The organism is Halobellus captivus, from assembly GCF_003697845.1.
Taxonomy (GTDB): domain Archaea; phylum Halobacteriota; class Halobacteria; order Halobacteriales; family Haloferacaceae; genus Halorubrum; species Halorubrum glutamatedens.
Genome location: NZ_RDQE01000006.1, coordinates 95,582 through 118,689, shown reverse-complemented (window position 1 = coordinate 118,689; position 23,108 = coordinate 95,582). Strand labels below are relative to the sequence as shown.

The 23,108-nt window shown below is 70.0% G+C and carries 23 protein-coding genes; 14 read left to right on the top strand and 9 right to left on the bottom strand.

What is annotated here, in order from left to right; all coding sequences use genetic code 11:
- Window positions 1-50 precede the first annotated feature (50 nt).
- From EAO78_RS18160 to EAO78_RS08695, 3 genes are all read left to right on the top strand, one after another.
- Window positions 51-224 (top strand): DUF7331 family protein, encoded by a 174-nt coding sequence (locus EAO78_RS18160; protein WP_203227857.1) that lies wholly within the window; start codon window positions 51-53, stop codon window positions 222-224.
- A 95-nt stretch (window positions 225-319) separates the two neighbouring features.
- Window positions 320-799, top strand: a complete 480-nt coding sequence (locus EAO78_RS08700) for a DUF7322 domain-containing protein (RefSeq protein WP_238987653.1) — start codon at window positions 320-322, stop codon at window positions 797-799.
- Window positions 800-845: 46 nt separating this feature from the next.
- Window positions 846-1,328, top strand: coding sequence for a DUF7346 family protein (locus tag EAO78_RS08695; protein WP_122105452.1), 483 nt, complete (start codon window positions 846-848; stop codon window positions 1,326-1,328).
- 36 nt (window positions 1,329-1,364) lie between these two features.
- On the opposite strand, the gene rad50 is transcribed toward EAO78_RS08695, so the two are convergent.
- From rad50 to EAO78_RS08675, 4 genes are all read right to left on the bottom strand, one after another.
- Window positions 1,365-4,058 carry a DNA double-strand break repair ATPase Rad50 gene (gene rad50, locus EAO78_RS08690; protein WP_122105451.1) on the bottom strand — a complete coding sequence of 898 codons (2,694 nt, stop codon included), beginning with the start codon at window positions 4,056-4,058 and terminating at the stop codon, window positions 1,365-1,367.
- The gene (mre11, locus tag EAO78_RS08685) at window positions 4,055-5,398 is read right to left on the bottom strand and encodes a DNA double-strand break repair protein Mre11 (RefSeq protein WP_122105450.1); all 1,344 of its coding nucleotides are present in this window, start codon (window positions 5,396-5,398) and stop codon (window positions 4,055-4,057) included. Before mre11 ends, rad50 begins: the two co-directional genes overlap by 4 nt.
- Window positions 5,395-5,751, bottom strand: coding sequence for a hypothetical protein (locus tag EAO78_RS08680; RefSeq protein WP_122105449.1), 357 nt, complete (start codon window positions 5,749-5,751; stop codon window positions 5,395-5,397). Before EAO78_RS08680 ends, mre11 begins: the two co-directional genes overlap by 4 nt.
- 72 nt (window positions 5,752-5,823) lie before the next feature.
- Complete coding sequence (locus EAO78_RS08675) at window positions 5,824-6,087, bottom strand: winged helix-turn-helix domain-containing protein (protein WP_122105448.1); 264 nt, start codon at window positions 6,085-6,087, stop codon at window positions 5,824-5,826.
- 141 nt (window positions 6,088-6,228) lie between these two features.
- On the opposite strand from EAO78_RS08675, the gene pan1 reads away from it, so the two are divergent.
- Complete coding sequence (gene pan1, locus EAO78_RS08670) at window positions 6,229-7,443, top strand: proteasome-activating nucleotidase Pan1 (protein WP_122105447.1); 1,215 nt, start codon at window positions 6,229-6,231, stop codon at window positions 7,441-7,443.
- Window positions 7,444-7,659: 216 nt separating this feature from the next.
- Complete coding sequence (locus EAO78_RS08665) at window positions 7,660-7,797, top strand: DUF7560 family zinc ribbon protein (RefSeq protein WP_122105446.1); 138 nt, start codon at window positions 7,660-7,662, stop codon at window positions 7,795-7,797.
- 226 nt (window positions 7,798-8,023) lie between these two features.
- On the opposite strand, the gene EAO78_RS08660 is transcribed toward EAO78_RS08665, so the two are convergent.
- From EAO78_RS08660 to EAO78_RS08650, 3 genes are all read right to left on the bottom strand, one after another.
- The gene (locus tag EAO78_RS08660; protein WP_122105445.1) at window positions 8,024-8,482 is read right to left on the bottom strand and encodes a pyridoxamine 5'-phosphate oxidase family protein; all 459 of its coding nucleotides are present in this window, start codon (window positions 8,480-8,482) and stop codon (window positions 8,024-8,026) included.
- Between the two features lie 106 nt (window positions 8,483-8,588).
- Window positions 8,589-8,741 (bottom strand): DUF7560 family zinc ribbon protein, encoded by a 153-nt coding sequence (locus EAO78_RS08655; protein WP_112079253.1) that lies wholly within the window; start codon window positions 8,739-8,741, stop codon window positions 8,589-8,591.
- 84 nt (window positions 8,742-8,825) lie between these two features.
- Entirely contained in the window at window positions 8,826-9,584 is a 759-nt protein-coding gene (locus EAO78_RS08650) for a helix-turn-helix domain-containing protein (RefSeq protein WP_238987652.1), read from the bottom strand.
- 122 nt (window positions 9,585-9,706) lie between these two features.
- Here EAO78_RS08650 and EAO78_RS08640 point away from each other — a divergent pair, with 122 nt between their 5' ends.
- From EAO78_RS08640 to EAO78_RS08625, 4 genes are all read left to right on the top strand, one after another.
- On the top strand, window positions 9,707-10,099 hold the full coding sequence (locus EAO78_RS08640; RefSeq protein WP_122105562.1) for a winged helix-turn-helix domain-containing protein: 393 nt from the start codon (window positions 9,707-9,709) through the stop codon (window positions 10,097-10,099).
- 335 nt (window positions 10,100-10,434) lie between these two features.
- Window positions 10,435-12,564 carry an acetate--CoA ligase family protein gene (locus tag EAO78_RS08635; RefSeq protein WP_122105444.1) on the top strand — a complete coding sequence of 710 codons (2,130 nt, stop codon included), beginning with the start codon at window positions 10,435-10,437 and terminating at the stop codon, window positions 12,562-12,564.
- Window positions 12,561-13,619, top strand: coding sequence for a phosphotransacetylase family protein (locus EAO78_RS08630; protein WP_122105443.1), 1,059 nt, complete (start codon window positions 12,561-12,563; stop codon window positions 13,617-13,619). Before EAO78_RS08635 ends, EAO78_RS08630 begins: the two co-directional genes overlap by 4 nt.
- Before the next feature lie 144 nt (window positions 13,620-13,763).
- Window positions 13,764-14,759 (top strand): cell division protein CdpA domain-containing protein, encoded by a 996-nt coding sequence (locus EAO78_RS08625; RefSeq protein WP_122105442.1) that lies wholly within the window; start codon window positions 13,764-13,766, stop codon window positions 14,757-14,759.
- A 466-nt stretch (window positions 14,760-15,225) separates the two neighbouring features.
- On the opposite strand, the gene EAO78_RS08620 is transcribed toward EAO78_RS08625, so the two are convergent.
- Window positions 15,226-16,335, bottom strand: coding sequence for a DUF373 family protein (locus tag EAO78_RS08620; protein ID WP_122105441.1), 1,110 nt, complete (start codon window positions 16,333-16,335; stop codon window positions 15,226-15,228).
- Window positions 16,336-16,471: 136 nt separating this feature from the next.
- Between EAO78_RS08620 and EAO78_RS08615 the strand changes: the two genes are divergently transcribed.
- On the top strand, window positions 16,472-17,929 hold the full coding sequence (locus EAO78_RS08615) for a dihydrolipoyl dehydrogenase (RefSeq protein WP_122105440.1): 1,458 nt from the start codon (window positions 16,472-16,474) through the stop codon (window positions 17,927-17,929).
- A 329-nt stretch (window positions 17,930-18,258) separates the two neighbouring features.
- Window positions 18,259-18,762 carry a cupin domain-containing protein gene (locus EAO78_RS08610; RefSeq protein WP_122105439.1) on the top strand — a complete coding sequence of 168 codons (504 nt, stop codon included), beginning with the start codon at window positions 18,259-18,261 and terminating at the stop codon, window positions 18,760-18,762.
- 75 nt (window positions 18,763-18,837) lie between these two features.
- Here the strand turns inward: EAO78_RS08610 and EAO78_RS08605 are convergent, their stop codons facing one another.
- Window positions 18,838-19,554: a DUF6517 family protein gene (locus EAO78_RS08605; RefSeq protein WP_122105438.1), complete on the bottom strand. Its 717-nt coding sequence runs from the start codon at window positions 19,552-19,554 to the stop codon at window positions 18,838-18,840.
- 144 nt (window positions 19,555-19,698) lie between these two features.
- On the opposite strand from EAO78_RS08605, the gene EAO78_RS08600 reads away from it, so the two are divergent.
- The 3 genes from EAO78_RS08600 (at window position 19,699) to EAO78_RS08590 (ending at window position 23,077) form a co-directional block, all read left to right on the top strand.
- Window positions 19,699-20,697 carry a radical SAM protein gene (locus EAO78_RS08600; RefSeq protein WP_122105437.1) on the top strand — a complete coding sequence of 333 codons (999 nt, stop codon included), beginning with the start codon at window positions 19,699-19,701 and terminating at the stop codon, window positions 20,695-20,697.
- An 80-nt stretch (window positions 20,698-20,777) separates the two neighbouring features.
- Window positions 20,778-21,800, top strand: a complete 1,023-nt coding sequence (locus EAO78_RS08595) for a M48 family metalloprotease (protein ID WP_122105436.1) — start codon at window positions 20,778-20,780, stop codon at window positions 21,798-21,800.
- Complete coding sequence (locus tag EAO78_RS08590; RefSeq protein ID WP_122105435.1) at window positions 21,797-23,077, top strand: outer membrane protein assembly factor BamB family protein; 1,281 nt, start codon at window positions 21,797-21,799, stop codon at window positions 23,075-23,077. Before EAO78_RS08595 ends, EAO78_RS08590 begins: the two co-directional genes overlap by 4 nt.
- Window positions 23,078-23,108: the final 31 nt, after the last annotated feature.

The window sequence follows — 23,108 nt, the reverse complement described above, 5'->3', positions numbered from 1 at the left end:
CACTCACCCCCACGGAAAAGCATATATCGTGTAACGACTTACCACGGTCCATGCCCTCGAACCCACTTCGGGACGACGGGACGCACCGCTCGGGCGACCACGACGCGGTCGACGCCGACGTGGAGGTGTACGAGGACGACGGCAACGTGGTACTCTTCGAGGCGGAGAACCCGCTCGCGTGGGTCGAGGCGAGCCGAACGGTCCGACTCGCCGACGCCGCCTGAGGCGGTCCGTCGGCCACGAACCAGCGATCCCCCGACGCATCCGCCCATGGCGGGCGGACACAACCCCTTTGACCCGTCGCGTCGTAGCGGCGGACGTGTTCTTCGACGAGGACGACGAGGGCGAGGTCTCCTTCGGAGAGAGCTCCGACGCCGAACGCGACATGACGCCGGACATCCCGAAGGCGCCCTCGGTGAAGACGTTCGACGACGACGGCGACTTCTCCGCCGCCGGCGACGTCGACGGCGACACCCTCCGCGCGTTCGTCGTCGCCGTGATCTACGCGAACGCCGCGGTCCTCCTCGTCGCGCTCGGCCCGCTCGTCTGGTTCTTCGAGGGATGGAGCCGGATCGGCGCGGGGCTCCTCGTCGTCGGAGCGTTGGCCGGGATCCGGACGTATCAGACGTATCGCGCGTGGGACCGATCGCGTGAAGGCGCCGAGGACGAGGACGATGACGCCGAGAACGATGGCGTGGATCCGGTGAACGGGGATCCGGTGAACGGGGATCCGGCGAACGCGGACGAGGATGTCGGTCCAGCGACCGGTCCCGACCGCGATCGATCCTCGGAACCGTGATCCGTCCCCGGAACCGTAATGCGTCTCGACGCCCTATCCGAACCCCATGCAGACGGTTCGAGACGCCGACGGCGACACGTACCTCCTCGTGAAGCGATCCGGCGACTCGAGCCGGATCCTGGACCCGGAAACGGGCGAGGAGCGGTACGTCGCGAACGACGCGCTTGAGGTCGCCGACGGCGAGTCACCGCTCACGACCGCCGCGCGAGGGGTTCCCGAACCGGTCCGCCGGACGATCCGGGCGGTCCACGACGACCGGACGCTGGGACTGCTCGTCGAACTCGTCGACCGCGGGCCGCTGTCGGTCCTCGCGCTCGGCGACGCCTACGACATGTGCGAGTCCGACCTCCACGGCCGGCTCGCGGAGTTCCGCGTCGCGGGGCTGATCGAGGAGGCCGACGTGGGCGGTCGCCGGGGATACGCCGCGACGACGACCGCCGAGGAGGCGGTCCGGATGTTGCGCGGCGAGACGATGACCGACGACGTGGAGTCGCTCGACGACGCGGAGCCGACTGACGGCGGCTCGTAGCGGATCGCCTACCCGGACTCCTTCGTCGCCTGCGACTCAGTCGTCCGCGAGCGACGCGATGTCGATCCCGGCGGCGTCCTCCCGGGTGACGGTCGATCGGTTCGTTCGCGGGTCCTTCTCGACGGTCACGAGCTCGTCTGCGGCCCCGACCAGCTCGTCGTCGTGGCTCACGATCACGATCTGTTTGACGCCGAACCCGCGCATCTCCTCGACGAGGTCCACGAGCCGTGAGACGTGTCCGGAGTCGAGGAAGACCGTCGGCTCGTCGAGGATGAGCGGCGGCGTCGGCGCGGCCCCCTCGATCCCCTCCGCGAGCAGCCGGTAGATCGCACAACGCAACGAGAGGTTGAAGAGCGCCCGCTCGCCCCCGGAGAGCTGCTCGGGATCGAGCGCCTGCCCGTTCTTCTGGTAGACGGTGAGGGCGTACTCGCCGTCGAGTTCGATGTGCGAGTACGCGTCGTTGCCGTACACCAGCTCGAACGTCTCGTTGAGGGTGCGTTCGAGTTCACGAACGTTGCGCTGGCGGAGCTCCGCACGGAGGTCGCCGTAGGTCGCCTCCAGCTCGTTCGTCTCCTCGTGTAGCGACTCGAGGGCCGAGACGGTCTCGGCGAGCGTCTCGCGCTCCTCGCGGAGCTCCTCTAACGCCTCGATCTCGCCTCTCACGCCGCCGATCGCGTTCTGGAGTTCGGTTCGTCTCCCGTCGAGCCGATCGAGCTCCTCGTCGACCTCCTCGAGGTACTCCTCGGCGTCCGCCTTCCGCTCTTTCGCCGCCTCGACCGCCGCCTCGTCGACCGCCTCCCGCAACGCGTCGCGCCGGTCGCGCTCGTCGGCGAGCCGGTCGCGCCGCTCGTCGTTCACCGCCTCGAGGTTCTCGCGCTTCTCGCGGCGACGCTCGATCTCCGCGTTCAGTTCCTCGACGGTCGACAGCCGCTCCTCGACCGCGTCCACCGCCTCGCGGGCGTCCTCGACGATCGACAGGGCGTCCTCCAACTCGCTCACGCGCTCGGCGGCGGCCTCGGCCTCCCCGCGTTTCTCCGCGGCGATCTCGCGGGTCGATTCGGCCTCCTCACGCCTTTCGGCCGCTTCCTCGCGCTTCTCGGCCGCGGCGTCCCGCTTCGATTCGGCCTCCTCGCGTTTCTCCGCTGCACGCTCCTCCAGAGTCGCGGTCCGCTCGTCTATCTCGTCGAGCCTTTCGGCCGCCTCGACGAGCGCGTCGAGCGTCCCGATCCGGTCGTCGAGTTCGCTCGCTCGTTCGCGGACCGTCGAGAGGGTGGTCTCCAGCTCCGCGACGCGCTCGCGGTCCGCCTCGATCCCGGTCGCGTGCGGGGACCCCTCGACGGGCTGGCCGCACTCGGGACACTTGCCCGCCGCGAGCAGCTCCTCGGCCTCCGCGACGCGCTCGCGGGCGTTCTTCAGCTCCGTCTCCAGCTCCGCGACGCGTTCGCGCACCTCGCCGCGCCGCTCCCGCAGCGTCTCGTGACGCGTCCTCGCGTCGTCGCGATCGACGTCGACGTCGGCCGTCTCGAACCGATCGCGGAGCGTCTCGGCCTCCGCTTCGAGCTCCTCGAGCGCGGACTCGCGCTCCATGGCGTCCGACTCCGCGGCCTCGGCCTCGTCCGCGATGTCGTCGGCCTCGTTCGCCGCCTCCGCGGCACGTTCGGCGAGGTCGTCGGCCTTCGCCGCGAGGTTCGTCGCCTGGTTGCGGAACGCCTCGGCTCTCACCCGCCCGTCGTCGAGCTCCTCGCGGACCTCCGCCTCCCGGTCGTCGAGCGCCTCCCGGCGACTCGCGATCGCCTCGTCGGTCGCGGCCTCGAGATCGGCCGCGTCGAGCCGGTCGTCGATCGCGGACTCGACCGACTCGATCCGCTCGCGGGTCTCGCGGATCGCCTCCCGATGCTCGTCGCGTTCGCGTTCCGTCTCGCGGATCGCCGACTCGATCCCCGCGATGTCCTCCTCGAGCTCCGCCAGCTCGGACCGCTTCTCCTCGTGGGTCGCGAGCGTCTCGGCCGCCTCCTCCCGCGTCTCCCTCGCGCGCTCCCGCTGATCCTCGTAGTGGTCGACCTCCTCGGTCACCTCCGCGAGCTCGCTCTCGAGTCCGTTGAGCCGGTCGTAGAGGTCCTCGTCCTCCTTCCGCTCGATCCGCGTCTCCTTCTCGTCGAGGACGGCACGCTTGGCGTTCAACACGTCCTCTACGCCCAGACGGGCGTCCCCCGCGCGCTCGCGGTATTCCTCCAGTTTGCCCAGCTGGAGGAGGTCGTCGATCACGTCCTGCCGCCCGCTCGGCGTGGCGTTGATGAGCGCGTTCACCTCGCCTTGCCGGACGTACGCACAGTTGACGAACGCGTCGGCGTCCATCCGGAGCAGCTCGGTCACGAACCGCCGAACCGCCGTCGCGCCCTCGCGCGTCACGTCGCCGCCCGCGGTGGTCTCGAGCGAGCACGCGTGGTCGACGCGGTCGTCGTACCGCCGGAGTCGTCGCTCGACGCGATAGGCGACCCCGTCGTGGGTGAACCAGAGGTCGACCTCGGTCTCCTCCTCACCGTTCGTGATCACGTCCTCGAGAGTCCCCTCCAGCGCCTTCGATCCGTAGAGGGCGAAGAAACAGGCCTCGAGCAGCGACGACTTGCCGCTGCCGTTGATCCCGTGGATGACGGTGACGCCCTCCGAGAGCCGCAGGTCGGCGTCCCCGTACGGCTTGAAGTTCGAGAGCCGGATCCGGTCGAACCTCACAGGTAGTCCTCCATGGAGACCTGTCCGTCGGCGGGCGTCGACGACTCCGTCGGTTCGTCGTCGCTGCCGGGGTCGTCGTCCGTACCCTCCCGGGCGTCCTCGTCATCGGCGTCAGCGTCGCCGCCGTCGTCGTCGGCCGCCGTTTCTCCCTCGTCCGTCGCCCCCTCGTCGTCGGTCTCGACGTCCTCCCCGGTGCCGTCTTCGTCCCCCGCCGTTCCGACGAACGCACCGGGATCGTCGAGCCGTTCCTCGACGCGGGTCTTCACCGTCTCGCGGACGTTGCTGTCGGCGACCGAATCCGACCGGACCACGTCGTCCACGTCGAGCCCGGTCGACGAGAGTCCCATCCCCTCGATCCGCTCGCGGACGGCCACCTCCGGGTCGGCGAAACTCACGTCTATTTCCTCCTCGGTCTCGACCGTCCGGCGGTCGGTGACGCGCGCGACGAGCGCGCCCTCGGCGTCCGCGAACTCCTCGATCGCGGCCGGGGTGACCGGGTCGCCCTCGCCGGTTATCTCGACGAGCACGACGGCGTCCGCGAGGTCGTGTTCGCGGATCCGCTCGCGGACGCGTGCTTCGCCCTCCCCGGACCTGAGGTCGACGCTCACGAAGACGAACTCCCGGGTGTCGAGCGCGCGACGGCGGATCTCCACCCGGTCGTCGCCGCCCACGGCCGCCTCGTCGAAGGTGACGAGGTTGTAGCCGCGGCCCTCCCGCTCGCTGGCGCTCGCGCGCTCGGTCGACCCCGGATAGGTGACCCACGTCCCCGCGACCTCGGCGCGGTCGGGGGTGTGGTTGTCGCCGAGGAGCATCGCGTCGAAGTCGACGTCGCTCTCGTCGAGGACGGTCTCCGTGTCCCAGTCGGCGTGCGCGAAGGGTTCGAAGAGCCCGTGGGCGACGAGCGCCGCGTAGTCGGCGTCGTGCGGCTCGAACGCGTACTCGAGATCGTCGCGGCGGGAGACGGGGACGTGGTCGAGCCCGTAGAAGGCCGTGTCGCCGACGACGGTCGGCGAACCGCCGAGTCGGGTGGCGAGCCCCAGCCGCTCGAAGAGGTCGAGCCACTGGCCCCCCCGCGTCGACTCGTGGTTTCCCACGACGGCGAGGAAGGGAACGCCGGCGTCCGCGAGCCGCCGGAGGACGGTGATCGTCCCCATGAGGCCGGGGAGCTCGGGACGCCGGTCGTGGAAGAGGTCGCCTGCATGGACGACCGCGTCGACGTCGTCGTCGATCGCGTCGTCGACGACGGCCCCGAACGCGTCGAGGAAGTCCTGGCGTCTGACCGGCGAGTGGTACTGCTGGTACCCGACGTGGGTGTCGCCGGTGTGGATCACCCGTGTCATCTGGTCGCGGATTGGCCCGTGTCGGATTTAGGGGTTCCGGGGCCGTCGGGGGGGTTGGTTCCGGCTCGGTCGGACCGATCGTCGCCGCCCGCGGCGACGGTTCGATACCGGCGGTACGCCTCGAGCGCCTCGCGTCCGCGGTCCGCGAGGTCGCCGTCACCGGCGCGGTCCGCCTCCGCGACCGCCGCGTCGAGCCGGTCGAGCCCGACGGCCTCGACGAACCCGGCCGCTCGACGGAGGTCGGCGCGGGCGGCGTCCGCCTCGTCTATCACCGCCGCGTAGGGGCGGGTCGCGGTGTCCGTCCGGGTCGCCAGCGCGGCGAGCGCCCGTTTGACGTCGTCTGTCGAGACCACACGGCGGCTGGGTCGGCATCGGATTTAACCTCTCGGGACGTCGGAGCGGGACTATGGAGTCGGCAGCACGGATCAGACCGCGAGCGAGTACAGCCGTTTCCGGGCGTCGGTAAACGAGAAACGGGCGTCGATCACGTCCTCCTCCTCGAGCCGCGAGAGCGCGTACCGGACGGTCCGCGGCGGGAGCAGCGTCTCCTCGGCGAGCTGGCTCTGGGTCAGCGTGTCGTTGTAATCGAGGACCTTCGCGACGAGCTTGGCGCTCGGCGGCAGGTCGCGAACGGCCTCCCAGCGGTCCGAAACGTCCTCGTCGGCGGCGACGGCTTCCGTGGTGCTCATGCGTGGTCATCAGTAACTCATGCCGTTAAATAATATTTACTATCCTGTTTTATTACTATTGGGCATTCATTTTCGTGACGGGACGGTTCTCGAGTGCCCCCACCCGAAACCTCTTATCCGCGAGACGCTTTATTACGGACAATGAGTGACACCGTCGACGACGTCGACATGCCCTACGAGGGGTCGGCGTCGAGACAGGAGAAGATCGAGACCCTCCAGGAGCGCCTGGAGGTCCTCGAGACCCAGAACGAGGAGATGCGCGACAAGCTCCTCGACGCCAACGCCGAGAACAACAAGTACCAACAGAAGCTCGAGCGGCTCACCCACGAGAACAAGAAGCTCAAGCAGTCGCCGCTCTTCGTGGCCACCGTCCAGGAGCTCACGGAGGACGGCGCGGTCATCAAACAGCACGGCAACAACCAGGAGGCGCTGACGGAGATAACCGACGAGATGCGCGAGAAGGTCGACCCCGACGACCGCGTCGCGGTCAACAACTCGCTCTCCGTCGTCAAGAAACTCGAGAAGGAGACGGACGTCCGGGCTCGCGTCATGCAGGTCGAACACTCCCCCGACGTCACATACAACGACATCGGCGGGCTCGAAGAGCAGATGCAGGAGGTCCGCGAGACGGTCGAGATGCCGCTCGAGAGCCCGGAGATGTTCGAGGACGTCGGCATCCAGCCGCCGAGCGGCGTCCTCCTGTACGGCCCGCCGGGAACCGGGAAGACGATGCTGGCGAAGGCGGTCGCCAACGAGACCGACGCCACGTTCATCAAGATGGCCGGCTCCGAGCTGGTCCACAAGTTCATCGGCGAGGGCGCGAAGCTCGTCCGCGACCTCTTCGAGGTCGCCCGCGAGAACCAGCCAGCCGTCCTCTTCATCGACGAGATCGACGCGATCGCCTCCAAGCGGACGGACTCGAAGACCTCCGGCGACGCCGAGGTCCAGCGCACGATGATGCAGCTACTCAGCGAGATGGACGGCTTCGACGAGCGCGGCGAGGTCCGGATCATCGCCGCCACCAACCGCTTCGACATGCTCGATCCCGCCATCCTGCGTCCGGGTCGGTTCGACCGGCTCATCGAGGTCCCCAAGCCCGACACGGCGGGCCGAGAGATCATCTTCCAGATCCACACCCGCAAGATGAACCTCGCCGACGGCATCGACTTCACCGAACTCGCCGCCATGGTCGAGGACGCCTCCGGCGCGGACATCAAGGCGATCTGCACCGAGGCCGGGATGTTCGCGATCCGCGACGACCGGACGCAGGTCACGCTCGACGACTTCCTCGAGGCCTACGAGAAGCTTCAGGAGACCGACGAGACCGGCGCCGACGACTCGCTCGCGTTCGCGTAGGCGACCGATCACCATCGACCGTCGCCCGGATCGGCCCGCACTCATACCGTCGCCCGGATCGACTCGCAGTCGAGCACTTCCTCGCACGTCTTCCGACTCGATCGGACGCCACCGACGGTCGAGCCTCCGACGGCCGGTCGGGGTTCGACCGCGATCGAACCGAAAGCCGGTGGTTTATATCGCCCGCCGCCGTTTTTCGACCAACGAGGGACCATCGTGACGACCGCAGAGTTCTCGTGTCCGGGCTGTAACCAGACCATCGAGGTGAACGACGAGATGCGCGAGACCATCCTCGAGGTCGGCTGTCCGGTCTGTACGACCGCCGTGAGCCCGGACGACTTCGCCGAGGCGTAGCCCGGCCGGTCGGGCCCGGATCCGCACGTCCACCCGTCCTCGATTCCGTCGTTTTCGCTTCCGCCGCTCTCCGTTCATCCGATCACCGTTCCCCACGGTTTCTCTACTTCGCCGGCGCGGTCACACGGGAGTCCGAGCGGAGCGGAAAACGAGCGTGGAGGGAGGACGGAGAGGGAGCAAGCGAGAGGAGGAAACGACGACGAGCGTGACGCGGGAACGGCCCGGGTTACTCGCCCTCGTCGCGGTCGACGGTGACCGTCCGACCGGTCAGCCGGTCGGGCGCGAGCCGGTAGAGCTGGATGTCGAGGTCGGGCTTGCCGTCGGCCCAGATCTCGAAGAGCGGGCGACGGGTCTCGCCGTACTGGGCGATCCGCTCGGGGGTGAGTTCCGCGGGGTCGACGCGTTCGAGCGTTCCGACGGCGACGACGCTGGCGTAGTCTTCGCCGTCCTCCTCGTACACCACGAGGCGGGCGTCGGGGTCGGAGCCGAGGAACTCGCGCTTCTCGCTGTCGACGGTCGAAACCAGCCGCAGGAACGCCTCGCGTGTGTCCTCGTCGTAGCCGTAGGAGATCGGGATCGCGTACGGGGCGTCGTCGCGGGCGAGCGAGAGCACGCCGGTCTCGTGGCGGGCGAGGAACGCGTCGATCGCCGACGCGGACATCTCGGCCTCGCGCTTCGTCGTCATACGCTACGTCTCTACATACGCACGCATAAACCACACGAGACCGGGCGACGGCCGCGACGCTCTCCGGACCGGAAGTCGTCTCGGCGGCGAGTGATTCACCGGCGGGTCACTCGACGGTCGGGGCGGTGAGGTCGGCGTCGACGACGGGCGCGCCGCAGACGACACAGCCGGCTTCGAGCAGCGCCTCCCGCATCGCGTCGTCCACCTCGAACGAGTGGCGACACTCCGGGCAGACGAACGTGTGTGTGGGTGTCGTCATGGATACGAATAGCACGCCCGTTCCTATCAAACGATCATCGAGTTCCCATGCCGTCAGAATCCGAGGGATCGACGGTCGCGAGCGTCACGAGTCGAGCACGGTCGCGAGGATCTTCCGCTGGGCGGCCGCGACGTGCTCGCTGAACGTCGACCGATCGATGCCGAGGTCCGCGGCGACCTCGCCCGCGTTCGCGCCCTTCGGGTGGTCGAAGTAGCCGGCGTCGTACGCGGCCGAGAGAACCTCGCGCTGTCGTTCCGTCAGCTCGCTCCGGTCGAAGGTGACCAGGTCGCTCTCCTCGGGCGTCGACGACGACTGTAACAGCCGAAGCACCTGCATGTCCGCACACGACTCCTGGAGCTCCCCGAGGACCGTCCGCAGCGTCGGAAGGTCCGCCGCGTGGAACGTCACGAGGAGCCGGCCGTCGCGGACGACCGTCTCCGTCGCCGGGACGCCGTGGCGGTCGAGCACCGAGAACGGCGACCCGTCCGCACAGGGTACCTCGAACCGATAGGCCGCCTTCCGACCGTAGTCGAACACCGTCTCGACGCCCTCCGGAACCTCGAGGTCGGCGTCCGCGAGGAACTCGATCACGACGGTGTCGGCGGCGGCGTCCGCCGGGACGCCGGAGCTCGCGGCCGTGTCGTCGCCGTCGGCCGTGTCGTCGGGGAGATCGTCGCCGTCGGCCGTTTCGGTGCCGTCAGCCGCGTCGTTCGCGTCCGGCGACTCGGGTGTGATCCGGCTTCGTGCGACGCTGTAGATCGGGGTCGACCCGTCGACGACGCCGTCGAACGGGGACGGTGCCGACGTCGGCAGCGAGACCTCCGCGCGGATGCCGGATCCCATCGTTCGTCCGTCCCTCCCGCCGAACAAAACGTTGACGGCCCGCGGGGCTCGCGGGATCCGGTATAAAACACCCCGCATATACAGGGATGGGGTTCGGGGGGATGGAGCGCCGACGTATAGACATGAAGCGAGACCCGTCCCGCCTGGGTGGACCGACGACGCTGACGGAGACCGACGGAGACCTGGACACCGCGTTCGACGCGCTCTCGGACCCCGACTGCCGGACGATCCTCGCGATGGCGGACGAGCCGATGACGACGAGCGAGATCGCCGACGCCTGCGACATCGCGCTCTCGACGGCCTACCGAAAGGTCGAACGGCTGAGCGAGACGCCGCTTCTCACCGAGGGCGTCCGGTTCGACCCCGACGGCGACCACGCCGCGGAGTACTCGCGAGGCGTCACCGACGCGACGCTCGAACTCACCGATGGCGGGGTCCGCCTGACGATGGAGTCCGACGAGGGAGCCGGCGCCCTCGGTGCCGCCTTCGACACGCCGGAGGTCTCCGCGGACTGACTCGCTCCGGCAACGTCGCCGTCATCGATCCGTCCGTCGACGATCGAACCGTACTTTTCGATCGTGATAACCGGACGGTCATGACCATCTGTGCCGTATCGAGAGAGCTCGGGTATGACCGGGGCGCCGAACGCCACGACTACGAGCGCCGCCGCTGGCGGAAGCGGTCCTCCCTCCGGACGCGAACGGGATCCCGCGAACGGGATCGCCCCCGAGCGAGGGGCGCGCCCCGGTCCGTCCGTCGATCGGTCGTTTCGCGCGCGCGTCGGTGTGGATTCCCGGAACCGGGAACCAGTCACCGTTATTAAAGCCGTAGTCCGCGTAGGCGGGAAACGATGGGTACGCTCAACGAACTGTTCGACCCGGACCGGGTCGCGGTCGTCGGCGCGACGGCCCGCGAGGGGGCGGTCGGCCGCGCCGTCACGTCGAACCTGCTCGCGGACTTCGACGGCGAGACGGTCCCCGTCAACCCGAACTACGACGAGGTGCTCGGGACGACCTGCGTCGACGGGATCGGCGACGCCGACGCCGACGTGGCGGTCGTCGTCGTTCCGCCCTCGATCGTGTTAGACGCCATCGAGGCGTGCGGCGAGGCGGGGGTGGAAAACGTCGTCGTGATCACCGCGGGGTTCGGCGAGACCGGCGAGGACGGCGCGGCACGCGAGCGTCGCCTCGCCGAGATCGCCGAGGAGTACGAGTTGAACCTCGTCGGCCCGAATAGCCTCGGTATCATGTCGACGCCCTCGGGAATGAACGCCACGTTCGGCCCCGAGAACGCGCTCCCCGGCGGGCTCTCGTTCATGAGCCAGTCCGGCGCGTTCGTCACGGCGGTCCTCGACTGGGCCAACGACAACGGCGTCGGGTTCAAGGACGTGGTCTCGCTCGGAAACAAGGCGGTCCTCGACGAGACCGACTTCGTCGACCACTGGGGCGACGACGAGGGCACGGACGTGATCATCGGCTACCTCGAGGGGATCGAGGACGGCCGCGAGTTCATCGAGACCGCCCGCGAGACCGCCGCCGACACCCCGATCGTGGCCGTGAAGTCGGGGCGCACGAGCGCGGGCGCACAGGCCGCCTCCTCCCACACCGGCACGCTTGCCGGCTCGGAGAAGGCCTACGAGGCGGGGCTCGACCAGGCCGGCGTCATCCGCGCGGAGTCGGTCGACGAGCTGTTCGACGCCGCCGGCATCCTCGGCAGCCAGCCGCTCCCCGACACCGACAGCGTCGCGATCGTCACGAACGCCGGCGGCCCGGGCGTGATGGCGACCGACGCGGTCGGCGACGCCGGCCTCGAGCTGGCCTCGTTCACGGGCGAGACCACCGAGGCGCTCCGCGAGTCCATGCCGGAGGAGGCGAACGTCCACAACCCCGTCGACGTGATCGGCGACGCCGACGTCGACCGGTTCCGCGAGGCGCTCGAGACGGTGATCGCCGACGACAACGTCGGGGCCGCGCTGGTGTTGGCCGCGCCGACCGCGACCCTCGAGTTCGACGAGCTGGGCGAGGCGGTACGCGAGACGGTCTCGGACGTCGACGCCCCGGTGGCCGCCTGCCTGATGGGCGGCGACCGGACCCGCGAGCCGAAACGGAAGCTCCAGGCGGCGGGGATCCCCTGTTACTTCGACCCCGCTCGCGGGATCGAGAGCCTCGCGACGCTCGCGGAGTACCGAGACATCAGAGCGCGCGAGTACGCCGAGCCGATGTCGTTCGACGTCGACCGCGAGCGCGCCCGCGAAATTCTTTCGTCGGTCCGCGACCGCGACGACAACCGCCTCGGCGTGGAGGCGATGGAGCTGCTCGACGCCTACGGGATCGAGACGCCCGCCGGCGAGATCGTCGACTCGCCGGCACGCGCGAGCGAGGTCGCGGCCGGGATCGACGGCGACGTGGTCATGAAGATCGTCTCGCCGGACGTTCTCCACAAGTCCGACATCGGCGGGGTCGCGGTCGGCGTCGCCGACGCGGACGTGGCCGACACCTACGAGGACCTGATCACTCGCGCGCGGAACTACCAGCCGGACGCGACGATCCTCGGCGTCCAGGTTCAGGAGATGGTCGACCTCGACGACGGCGTCGAGACCATCGTGGGGATGAACCGGGACCCGCAGTTCGGCCCGCTCGTGATGTTCGGGCTCGGTGGGATCTTCGTGGAAGTGATGGAGGACACCGCCTTCCGCGTCGCGCCCGTCTCCGAGCCCGAGGCCCGCGAGATGACCGAGGAGATCCGGTCGGCACCCCTGTTGCGGGGCGCTCGCGGCCGCGACCCGGTCGACGTCGACGCCGTGATCGAGACGATCGGGCGGCTCTCACAGCTCGTCACCGACTTCCCCGCGATCCTGGAACTCGACATCAACCCGCTCGTCGCACTGCCCGACGCCGACGGCGGCACGAACGTCGCCGCCGTGGACGTCCGACTCACCGTCGATCCCGAGGAACTCGACTTCGAGGAACCCAACCAATGACAGACACCACCACACTCGTCACCGCGACCGGAGAAGGCGCCGGAAAGACTGCGATCACCCTCGCGCTCGCTCGGCTCGCCGCCGACCGCGACGGGAGCGTCGGCTACATGAAACCGAAGGGGACGCGGCTCCAGTCGAACGTCGGCAAGACGCTCGACCGCGACCCGATGCTCGCCCGCGAGGTCCTCGGTCTGGACGCCGAGATGCACCAGATGGAGCCCGTCGTCTACTCGCCGACGTTCGTCGAGGGCGCGGTCCGGGGCACCGAGGACGCCGGCGCGCTCCGCGAGCGGATCCGCGGGGAGTTCGACGAGCTGGCCGCCGACCGCGACCACATGTTCGTCGAGGGCGGCGGCGACTGGACCACCGGCGGCGTCGTCGACCTCACCGACGTCGACGTGGCGGAGCTGCTCGACGCGCGGGTCGTGCTCGTGGCGGAGTACGGGTCGCCCGGCGACCTCGACGAGGTGCTCGCAGCCGCCGACGCGTTCGGCGACCGGCTCGCGGGCGTCCTCTTCAACAAGGTGGGTGACGCCGCCTTCGACTCGCTCGATCACGACGGGATCCCGTTCCTCGAGTCCCGCGGGATATCCGTGTTCGGGGCGCTCCCGCACGAGAAGGAGCTCGCGGGCGTCACGGTCGCCGACCTCGCCGACGAGCTCGGCGCGGAGCTGCTGACCGACGGCCCCGGGGACGCGTTCGTCGAGCGGTTCCTCGTCGGTGCGATGGGCGGCGACGAGGCGCTGCGGCACTTCCGGCGCGCCCGCGACGCCGCGGTGATCACCGGCGGCGACCGCGCGGACGTCCAGGCCGCCGCCCTCGACGCCTCCGGCGTCAAGTGTCTCGTGCTCACCGGCGGTCACCGGCCCTCGGGCGCGGTGCTCGGCCGGGCCGCCGAGGCCGGGACGGCCGTGCTCGCGATGAACACCGACACCGCGACCGCGATCGACCGCGTCGAGGCGGTGATAAGCGGCGGGCGGACCCGCGACGCCCGCACCGTCGACCGGATGGCGGAGCTGCTCGACGCGCACGCCGACCTCGACGCGCTCGTCTAGCGCGTCCTCGACGAGGAGCGCGTCCTCGGTGGGGGACGACGACGTCGATGAAGGGTGGACGACATCGACGATCCCGACGACGTCGTCCCGAGATCGGGTGAACGTCTGACGTACTGTTTTCACGGTGGGAGACGAAGGGGGCGTATGACTAGTCTCTCGGAGGCGTACGGGGGGAAGGGGCGCTCCGAGGTCGACCCGCGGCGGCTGTCGCTCGGGGCGGGGCTGTTCGTCGGCGGCACGCTGCTCCTCGTCGCGGGGATCCTCGTCGCCGCGGAGGTGCTCGTGCCGAGCGGCTACAGCTCCGGCGCGGCGCGGCGGCTCGGCGGGATCCTCGGCGGGATCGGCGTCCCGCTCGTCACGCTCGGCGTGATGACGGTGCTGCCGGCCGACCGACGCACCCGGACGGCCGCTGTCGTCGGCGCGGCGATCATGGCGCTCGGCGTCGCGCTGTTCTCGCAGGCGTACCCGAACCACTGGGTCGGCGGGCCGCGCCCGGAGCTCGTGGACCTCACCCTGCCGACCGCCGGCGTCTACTTCCTCGGGGCCGCGACGACGATGTGGTGCGTGTTCGTCGGCGTCGCCAACTTCAAGACCCGAAACGACCCCGGCGGGACGGTGACGATGGAGGTGACCCACAAGGGCGAGACGAAGGTCATCGAGGTCGAACGCGACCGGATCCAGGGGCTCGGCGGCGGAGTGGGCCTCCTCGGCGGCACGCCCGACGGCGACGTGGAGACGCAGACGAACCGGCCGGACGACTCGACGGGACTCGACGACTCCGTGGGGAACGCCGGCGGTTCGCTCGGCACGCCGTCGACGGTCCCCTCCGGTCGAAGCGACGGCGGGAGCGAGACGGCGGACCTCTCCTCGCCGCTCGACGGCGGCGGTTCGGATGGAGTCGACGGGACCGGACCGAACGGTTCGGCCGGACCGGAGACGCCGTCGTCCCCGATCGCGCCGACGGACGGATCACGGGAAGAGAACGCCGCCGCCGCACGCGACGGGCCCGGGGACACCTACTGCGGGAACTGCGCGGAGTTCGACTACGTTCGAACCGACGACGGGATGCGGCCGTACTGCGCCCACTACGACGAGCTGATGGACGACATGGAGGCCTGCGAGCAGTGGACGCCGCGGTGACCTCCGGTTCGGCTCCGTCGAAATCTACAGCGAGTGATAGATCAAGCACCGGTTCGGTCAATACAGACGAAGCCACGAACGATCCGGATTGCGGTGGCGCGCCCGGGAGCGGGCCACCGGCCCGCGACCGGCCCGCGAGGGACGTCGCGAACGAAGTGAGCGACGAGGCTGGGGAGGCGTGAGGTGCGGGGTGGGACTCAAAGGGGCAGTCGCGAGGGCGAACCCCGGCGACGTAAGGACCGCAGGGAGTGAGCAACGCGAACGACTGAGGACCGCAGCGAGCCGCGGGAGCCGTCGCGACTGGGGCTTTGGAGATGGTCACCGCGCCAGCAACGATACTCTTCTACTCACTCTAATCACATCGAAACGACCGTCCTTCAAGCAGTCTACATCGACCGATCGGTTCAGGCGATCATACGCCTGATTAACAGACGTTCAACGAAGCCTCCCGCCCCGATCTCGGCCTTCAGGCCGGCTCCCCGGTCGGGAGCTGCGACTCGGCGATCGCGAACGTGAGCGTGCTCAACACGCCGAGCAGCGTCCCGACCGCCAGCGCCATCGCCAGGTCCGCGAGCTCCAGCGAGGTGACGCCCGGCGCGGGCGGGAGGAGGAACCCGGACACCGCGTACAGCACGACCGCGATGGCGACGACGTAGAACGGCGCGTTGAGGTACCGCCACCGGAAGCGGCCGGCGAGGTACTCGTCGGTGATCTGTCCGAGACTGGAGGTCACGCCCGCCACGGCGAGCCACTGGACGAACCCGTGAACGAACGCGGTGACGGTCGCGGTCACCGGGAGGCTCCCGTCGACGACGCCGCGGACCGCCTCGACCGTCTCGGTTCCCTGAACGCCGCCGACGAGGACCAACGCGAGCGCGACGACGTACGTGATGAGCGTCACCCGTCCGGCGTAGAGCACGTTTCGGACCGCGTCGGCCGCGCCGTCGACGGTGTCCTCCAACCCAAGCCCGCGGAACAGCGAGTAGAGGCCGACGCCGCCGGAGATGAGTCCGAGCACGGCCGCCCCCTCCACGTCGAAGAGGTTCGCGACCACGACGAGCGGGTAGATGAGGAGGAGGATTCCGAGCGGCACGAGGATGGTCCCGCGGGTCTCGGGGTCCGCGAGCACCTGTTTCATCGTGTAGTACAGCGACTCGAGGTCCTGTGCCTGCCGGACGACGACGCGGCGGACCCCGTCGATCCGCATCCGCGAGCGGATCACGGGGAGCACCGACTCGTCCTGGGCTCCGTCGGTGATCACGATCGCCGAGACGTCCTCGCCGGTCGACAGCTCCGCGAGCACGCGGTCGACCTCCGCGCCGACCGCGCGGTTGGCCTTGACGTCCGGACCGTCGACGCCCGTGACGGCCGCGACCTCGACGGCCTCGCCCTCGGCGGCCAGCTCGTCGTGGACGGTCACGCCCTGGAACAGCACGTTCACGTCCGAGTCCTCCGGGTCGGCCGTCGCGAGCGCGACCGCGGCCTCGGTGACGTCGTCGTCGCCGATCACGGGGGTCGGGATCCCGGTCTTGCGGCCGAGGTCGTCGTCGAGGTCGACACAGAGGACGAGCAGCATTCAGCGATGGTATGCGAGGGGCCGGCATATGCTTTCGGCTCGGGCCGACGGAGTCGGGATTCGAGCTCTCGCGGTCGTGTGTCGCGGGCACCACCACGGACGGCCCTTGATGAGGGTGGCCGCCCTCGTCGGAGGCATGCAGGAGTTCGACTTTCTCGTGATCGGATCGGGGTCGGGGCTGGACGTGGCGAACGCGATGGCGAGCCGGGGGAACTCGGTCGCGGTCGTCGAGGAGGGCCGGCTCGGCGGGACGTGTCTCAACCGCGGGTGCATCCCCTCGAAGAAGCTCCTCTATCACGCCGAGGTGCTCGAGACGATCGAGGGTGCGGGCGCGTTCGAGATCGAGGCCGAGGTGACCGACGTCGACTTCGCGGAGATCGTCCGGACGGTCACCGAGGACGTCGCCGAGAGCTCCGAGTCGATCCGGCGGGGGCTCACGTCCTCGGACGCCCACGAGCTGTTCTCGGGAACCGGACGGTTCGTCGACGACCGCACCGTCGAGGTCGTTTCCGGCGACGACGAGGGCGCGACGCTGCGGGCCGACACCGTCCTGATCGCCACCGGGACGCGACCCTCGATCCCGCCGATCGACGGGATCGAGGAGGTGGAGTACCTCACGAGTACGGAGGCGCTCCGGCTGGAGTCGCCGCCGGAGCACCTCGCCATCGTCGGCGGCGGATACATCGCGGCCGAGCTCGGCCACTTCTTCGGGACGTTCGGCAGCGACGTGACGATCGTCGGCCGGCGCGAACGCCTGCTCCCGGAGGCGGACGGGGAGGTGGGCGAGGCCTTCACCGACCGCTACGCCGACCGGTTCGACGTGTACGCGGGCTACGAGGCCGTCGCGGTCGACGAGGACGCCGGCGAGGTGACGGTCGAGGCCCGGCCGTACCCCGAGGCCGACTCGGTCCGTTCGGGCGGCGAGCGGGTCGGACCGCCCGGGGAGGCCGAGAACGTCACCGTCACGGGCGACGCGTTGCTCGTCGCCGCGGGCCGCCGCCCGAACACGGACGCGCTGAACCTCGACGCGACCGGGGTCGAGACCGATGGGAGGGGATTCGTCGAGACCGACGAGTACCTCCGGACGGACGCGGATGGAGTGTGGGCGCTCGGCGACGTCGTCGGCGAGTACCTGCTCAAACACAGCGCGAACCACGAGGCGAAGGCCGTGATCCGCAACCTGCTCGGCGACGAGTCGGAGCCGGTCGATTACTCGGCGATGCCGTTCGCGGTGTTCGCCTCGCCCGAGGTCGCCGGCGTCGGCGCGCGCGAACGGGACCTCCGGGAGGCCGACGCCGACTACGCCACCAACACGTACGCCTACGACGAGACGGCTCGGGGGAGCGCGATGCACGCCGACGGGTTCGTGAAGGTGCTCATCGATCCGGACGGCGAGATACTCGGCTGTCACGTTATGGGCCCCGAGGCCTCGAACCTGATCGAGGAGGTCGTGGTCGCGATGACCGCGGGTTCGGGGACCGTTACGGACATTCGCGACGCGGTCCACGTCCACCCGGCGCTCTCCGAGGTCGTCGACCGGGCGTTCTCGGGACGGTTCTCGCGCGGCGGCCACGACCACCACCGTCACGAATGAGCCGCGCGGTCGAGCGGGCTCGACTCCCGGAGGAACGATCTCACGATCGCTCTCCGGGGGTTCCCGATGTCCGGATTCGGGCATCCCCATGCTCCGGGCTCGAGCGTCCTCCGGGTGATGACCCGACGGTACGCGTATGCACCGTGACCACACGACCGCGAGGCGTTTAACCCGGACGCAGTCGTCCATCCGATCGCGGACGGAGGCACACGTTCCCCCCTTATCGGGTCGTCGGCCGCCGACGACCGACCTCGTCGACTTCTCCTTCGTGTCTCGTGGATCCGGCGCACGCTCCACACGGTTTTGGTGGGTCGCTTCCAAGGACCGTCATGGATCGGGTTCGCATCGACGACGTGGAAAACGACGTACAGCCCGCCGCGGTGATGCGCAAGCTCACCGAACCGCTCGGGCTCACCGACGTGGCGATCAACTACTACGAGCTCGAATCCGGCGACAGCTTCGCGTTCGCGTACCACAGCCACGAGGTCCAGGAGGAGGTCTTCTGCGTCCTCTCGGGAACGGCGACGTTCGAAACCGGGGCGGGTCCCGTCGAGGTCGGCGCGGACGAGATCGTCCGGTTCGGCCGTGAGGAGTTCCAGCGGGGCTGGAACTACGGCGACGAACGGGTCCGGGCGTTCGCGATCGGCGCGCCGCTGGAGTACGGAACCCAGCCGAAACTCCGATACTGTCCCGACTGCGACGCCGAGACCGAGGGCGAGCTGGACCGGATCGAGGACGCCGAAGGGGAGGAGGTCGTCGTCGCGCACTGCGTCGAGTGCGACACCGAGACGGGCCGCTGGCATCGCGGGTCGATGGACGGCGAGGTTTCCTGATCGGCCGGGGCGGATCGGGACGGGTCGCGACGGACCGCGACGGTTCACGCTCCGGAGACGGCGGACCGCGGGCCGCTACGCCGGATCGTGTTCGATGCCGTTCAGCATTCGGCGGACGTTCTCGCCGTCCCCGAACGACGCCGGGAAGGCGGCCATCGGGACGACGTAGTCCTCGCCGGCCTCGACCGCCCCGCCGACGTGGAACTCGAGCTCGGTGCTCGCGCCCGTTCCCGCTATCTCGCCGTCGGCGGTGTACACGACCACGTCGGCGTCCGCGTCGAGGACGGTCGTGGTGTACTCCGAGCCCCGTTCGAGGGAGTCGACGTTCTCGTAGCGGTCCACGATCAGCTCGGCACGCTCCTCGTCGTCGAGGTCGCCGACGGGGTTGACCGCCCGCCCGAGCACCTCGATCCGCGGCGTCGTGAGCACCGCGAACACCGCCGCCTGGTAGCGCTCGCCGAGCACCTCGACGGCCTTGTCGTACTCCGCGACGCGGTTGACCACCCGGACCTCCCGGGTCGTCCCGGCCACCTCGACCTCCCGGGAGACCGCGCGGTCGGAGACCTCGTTGAGCTCGTACCCGGTCTCGTCGAGGGCCGCGTCCGCCACCGTCGCGGTGCCGGCCTCGAACTCGGCCGGATCACCGGTCGCGACGTCGAGCGCGGTACAGCCCGCGATTCCGGCGATCCCGAGCGCCCCTCCGGCGGCGAGCGCTCGCCGCCGGGTGACCGGAGCGTTCGTGTTCCGCCGGGCGTCGCCTCGCGTCTCCTCGTCGTTCGACGGTCGATCCATGCCTCCCGTTCGCCGGGGCGGGGGTACATACTTTGTGTCTGCGACCGCGTCGCCCCTCGCGACCCCGACCCTCCGTGAGAACGGCTCTCCCGGGCGTGCGGAGTCCGGTCGCTTTTTGAGGCCGCGGCCGGTACGGGACCGTAGATGATCTCCAAGGGCTGTGAACAGTGCGCCAAGGGCGGGAAGATGGTGCTCTTCGTCTACGGCTACTGCGACCAGCGGGACTGTTTCTACTGCCCCCTCGGGGAGAACCGGAAGAACGTCACCGACGTGTACGCCAACGAGCGGAAGGTGGAGTCCGACGAGGACGTGATCGAGGAGGCCAAACGCATGAGCGCGCTCGGCACCTCGATCACGGGCGGGGAGCCACAGGAGGCGATGGCGAAGACGACGCGGTACCTCGAACTGCTCAAAGACGAGTTCGGCGAGGACCATCACACTCACCTCTACACGGGGATCCCCGGCGGCCGCGAGAACATGCGCCGGCTGAGCGAGGCCGGCCTCGACGAGATCCGTTTCCATCCGCCCCTGGAGCTGTGGGGCGACATGCACGGTACCGAGTGGGAGGAGATCCTGTACATCGCCCGCGAGGAGGGACTCACGCCGGCGTTCGAGATACCCGGCATCCGCGCGGAGCCGGAGTTCCTGGAGTTCCTCGACGAGGGCGCGGCGGAGTTCTGTAACGTCAACGAGTTCGAGATGAGCGACGGCAACTACCGGCGGATGCAGGAGGAGGGCTTCGAGCTCCAGGAGGGACACATGTCCGCCGTCGAGGGATCGAAGGACGCCTCGATCGTCGAGGAGATGGCCTCCCACGAGAAGGTGTACTTCTGTACGTCGGTGTTCAAGGACGCCGCCCAGCACCGCAACCGCCTCAAGCGGATGGCCCGGAACGTCCGCCGCGAGTTCGACGAGGTCACGGACGACGGCACGCTCGTCTACGGGAAGGCGTTCGCCGACCCCGAGCGGTTCGAGGCGCTCGGCGTCCCCGAGGAGTTCTACACCGTCAAGACGAACCACGTCGAGGTCGCCTGGTGGCTCCTCGAGGAGATGATCGAGGACGGCGACCTCACGGAGGGCGAGATCGTCGAGCAGTACCCGACCGTGAACGGGACCGTCGTCGAGCGGACCCCGGTCGCGTAGGGCTCACGAACCCGTTCACGATCCGGACCGCTCGCCGTCGCGCGCGGGATTTTTATCGTCCCGCTCACAACGCGCGAACGATGCCCTCCACCCTCCCCGAGGACCCCAGCCTCCGGCGTCGCGTGCTGGTCGCGACCGCGCTGGTCGTCGTCCTCCCGTTCGCGTTCATCTACACGTTCGTGTTCGTGACGAACGCGGTCCTGATCCCGCTCCTGGAGTCGCAGGGAAGCGGCCCCTACCACGGCCGGGTGTACGTCGACCCGCTGTTCGCGGTCGTCGTCGTCGCCGGCGGGCTGGCGCTCCAGGCGTGGAAGGGTCCCGACGTCGTGCTCGGCAGCGTCGGGGCCCGCCGCGTCGACGCCGACGAGTACCCGGAGCTCCACGCGCGCGTCACCCGGCTGGCACAGGCCGCGGACGTCGACCCGCCGGCCGTCGCGGTCGCGCACAACGACGCGCCGAACGCGATGGCGGTGCAGGGGCCCCGCGGCGCGGCGGTCGTCGTCACCACCGGCCTGCTCGAGACGCTCGACGGTCGGGAGCTCGAGGCGACCCTCGCCCACGAGGTCTCACACGTCGCCAACGACGATGCCACCGTGATGACCGTGGCGTGGCTGTTGCCGACGGTCACCTACTACCTCGCGATCGCGACCGCGTACGTGCTCTACGGGATGGTCCGCGCGTTGGGCCACGGCGGAAGCTCGCGGAACCGCGGCGACGGCGCGGCGAAGGCGCTGCTCGTGTTGATCGTCACCGCGCTCGTCACGCTGGCGGTCTCGGCGACGTTCTGGGCGGCGAGCGTGCTCGTCCACCGCGTGCTCTCGCGGTACCGCGAGTACGCCGCCGACCGTGGCGCGGCGGCGATCACGGGCGACCCGACCGCGCTCGCGAGCGCGCTCCGGACGCTCGACGAGGGGATGGAGTCGGTTCCCGATCGCGACCTCCGGTCGCTCGACGGCGGCGCGGAGGCGCTGTACGTCGCGCCGCTCGAGGGGCGGGCGTTCACCGACGCGGAGCTGGTGTCGACCGACGTCTTCCCGGCCACGCACCCGCCGACGGCCGACCGGATCGACCGGCTCCGCGGGATGGCCGGGGCGCTCGAATGAACCGCCGACGGCTGCTCGCCGCGCTCGCGACGGGGTCGACCGCGGCGCTCGCCGGCTGCGGGTACGCCTACGGCGGCGGCGACGTTCGACGGACCGCCTTCGCGGGCGGGACGAGCGTCTTCATGGCCGGGTGGAGCGCCCACGCGACGGCCGGGGACCGGATCGTGTTCGCCGAGTCGGGGGACTCGCCGTTCGAGGGCGAGCGGACCGCCGTCGACGTGATCGACCGCGACGCGGCGGTGCGATGGTCGTTCCGACACGGGGACCGAAGCGTCGGAATGGCGGTCGACCCGGCGGCGGAACGGGTGTACCTCCGCGAACTCGGCGGCGTCGTCGCGGTCACCCCGCCCGACGAGTCGGCGGGGATGGGGGGCGCGGACGGCACCGACGACCCGGACGACACGGGCAGAATGGAGGACACGGACGGCATGGACGGCGGTCCGTCCCGGCGGCCCGACACGCCCGACTGGCGGGCGTCGCTCGCCGATCTGACCGCGGAGCCGGTCGACGGCGACGGATCGAGCGGGAACGAGCCGGACGACGGCGAGCCGGGAACCGACGACTCGGACGAGGAGCGCCCGATCGCGGCCGACGCTCACGGCGCGTACGTCGCGGTCGACGCCGAGGTGGTCGCGGTTCGCGAGGGGGGCGTGGCGTGGACGGTCGAGCCGTCGGCGTCCGTCGACTCGTCGCCCCCCGTCGACGGCCTGTGGGGCGGCGGTTCGGACGGTCCCGACGGCGTCGTCGCCGTCGCCGGTGACGCGGTCGTCGCGCTCGCGCCCGACGGGTCCCGTCGGTGGCGGTACGAGGTCGGGAACGAGCCGACTCTGACGGTCGACGGCGACCTGGTCCTGTGCCGCGACGGCGACGCGGTCGTCGCGCTCGACCGCCCCGATGGCGGGGAGGCGTGGCGGACCGAGGTCGGGAGTGGAGGTGTTCCGCCGCGAGTGATCGAGGACCGCGTCGCCGTCACGGCTCGGGGCGAGACTCGGGTTCTCGACCGGCAGTCCGGCGATCCGCTGTGGCGCGCCGGGGGCGCTCCCGGCCGGGACCGATACCGGTCCCTCGTCGTCGACGGGGGCCGGGCGTACTACGTCGGACGGGGCGGCGAGGCGATCGCGGTCGACGCCGACGGCCGGGTCTGGACGCGGGAGCTGGAGCTCTCCGGGGGAAAGGCCGTCGACGGCTGGCTCGTCGACGGGGCGGTGGCGTTCGCGTTCGACTCCGGCGAGTTCGTGTGGCTCCAGCGGCGCGACGAGGACCCCGGCCTGCTGTAGGGACCGATCGAGGGGTCGTTGCCGCCCCACG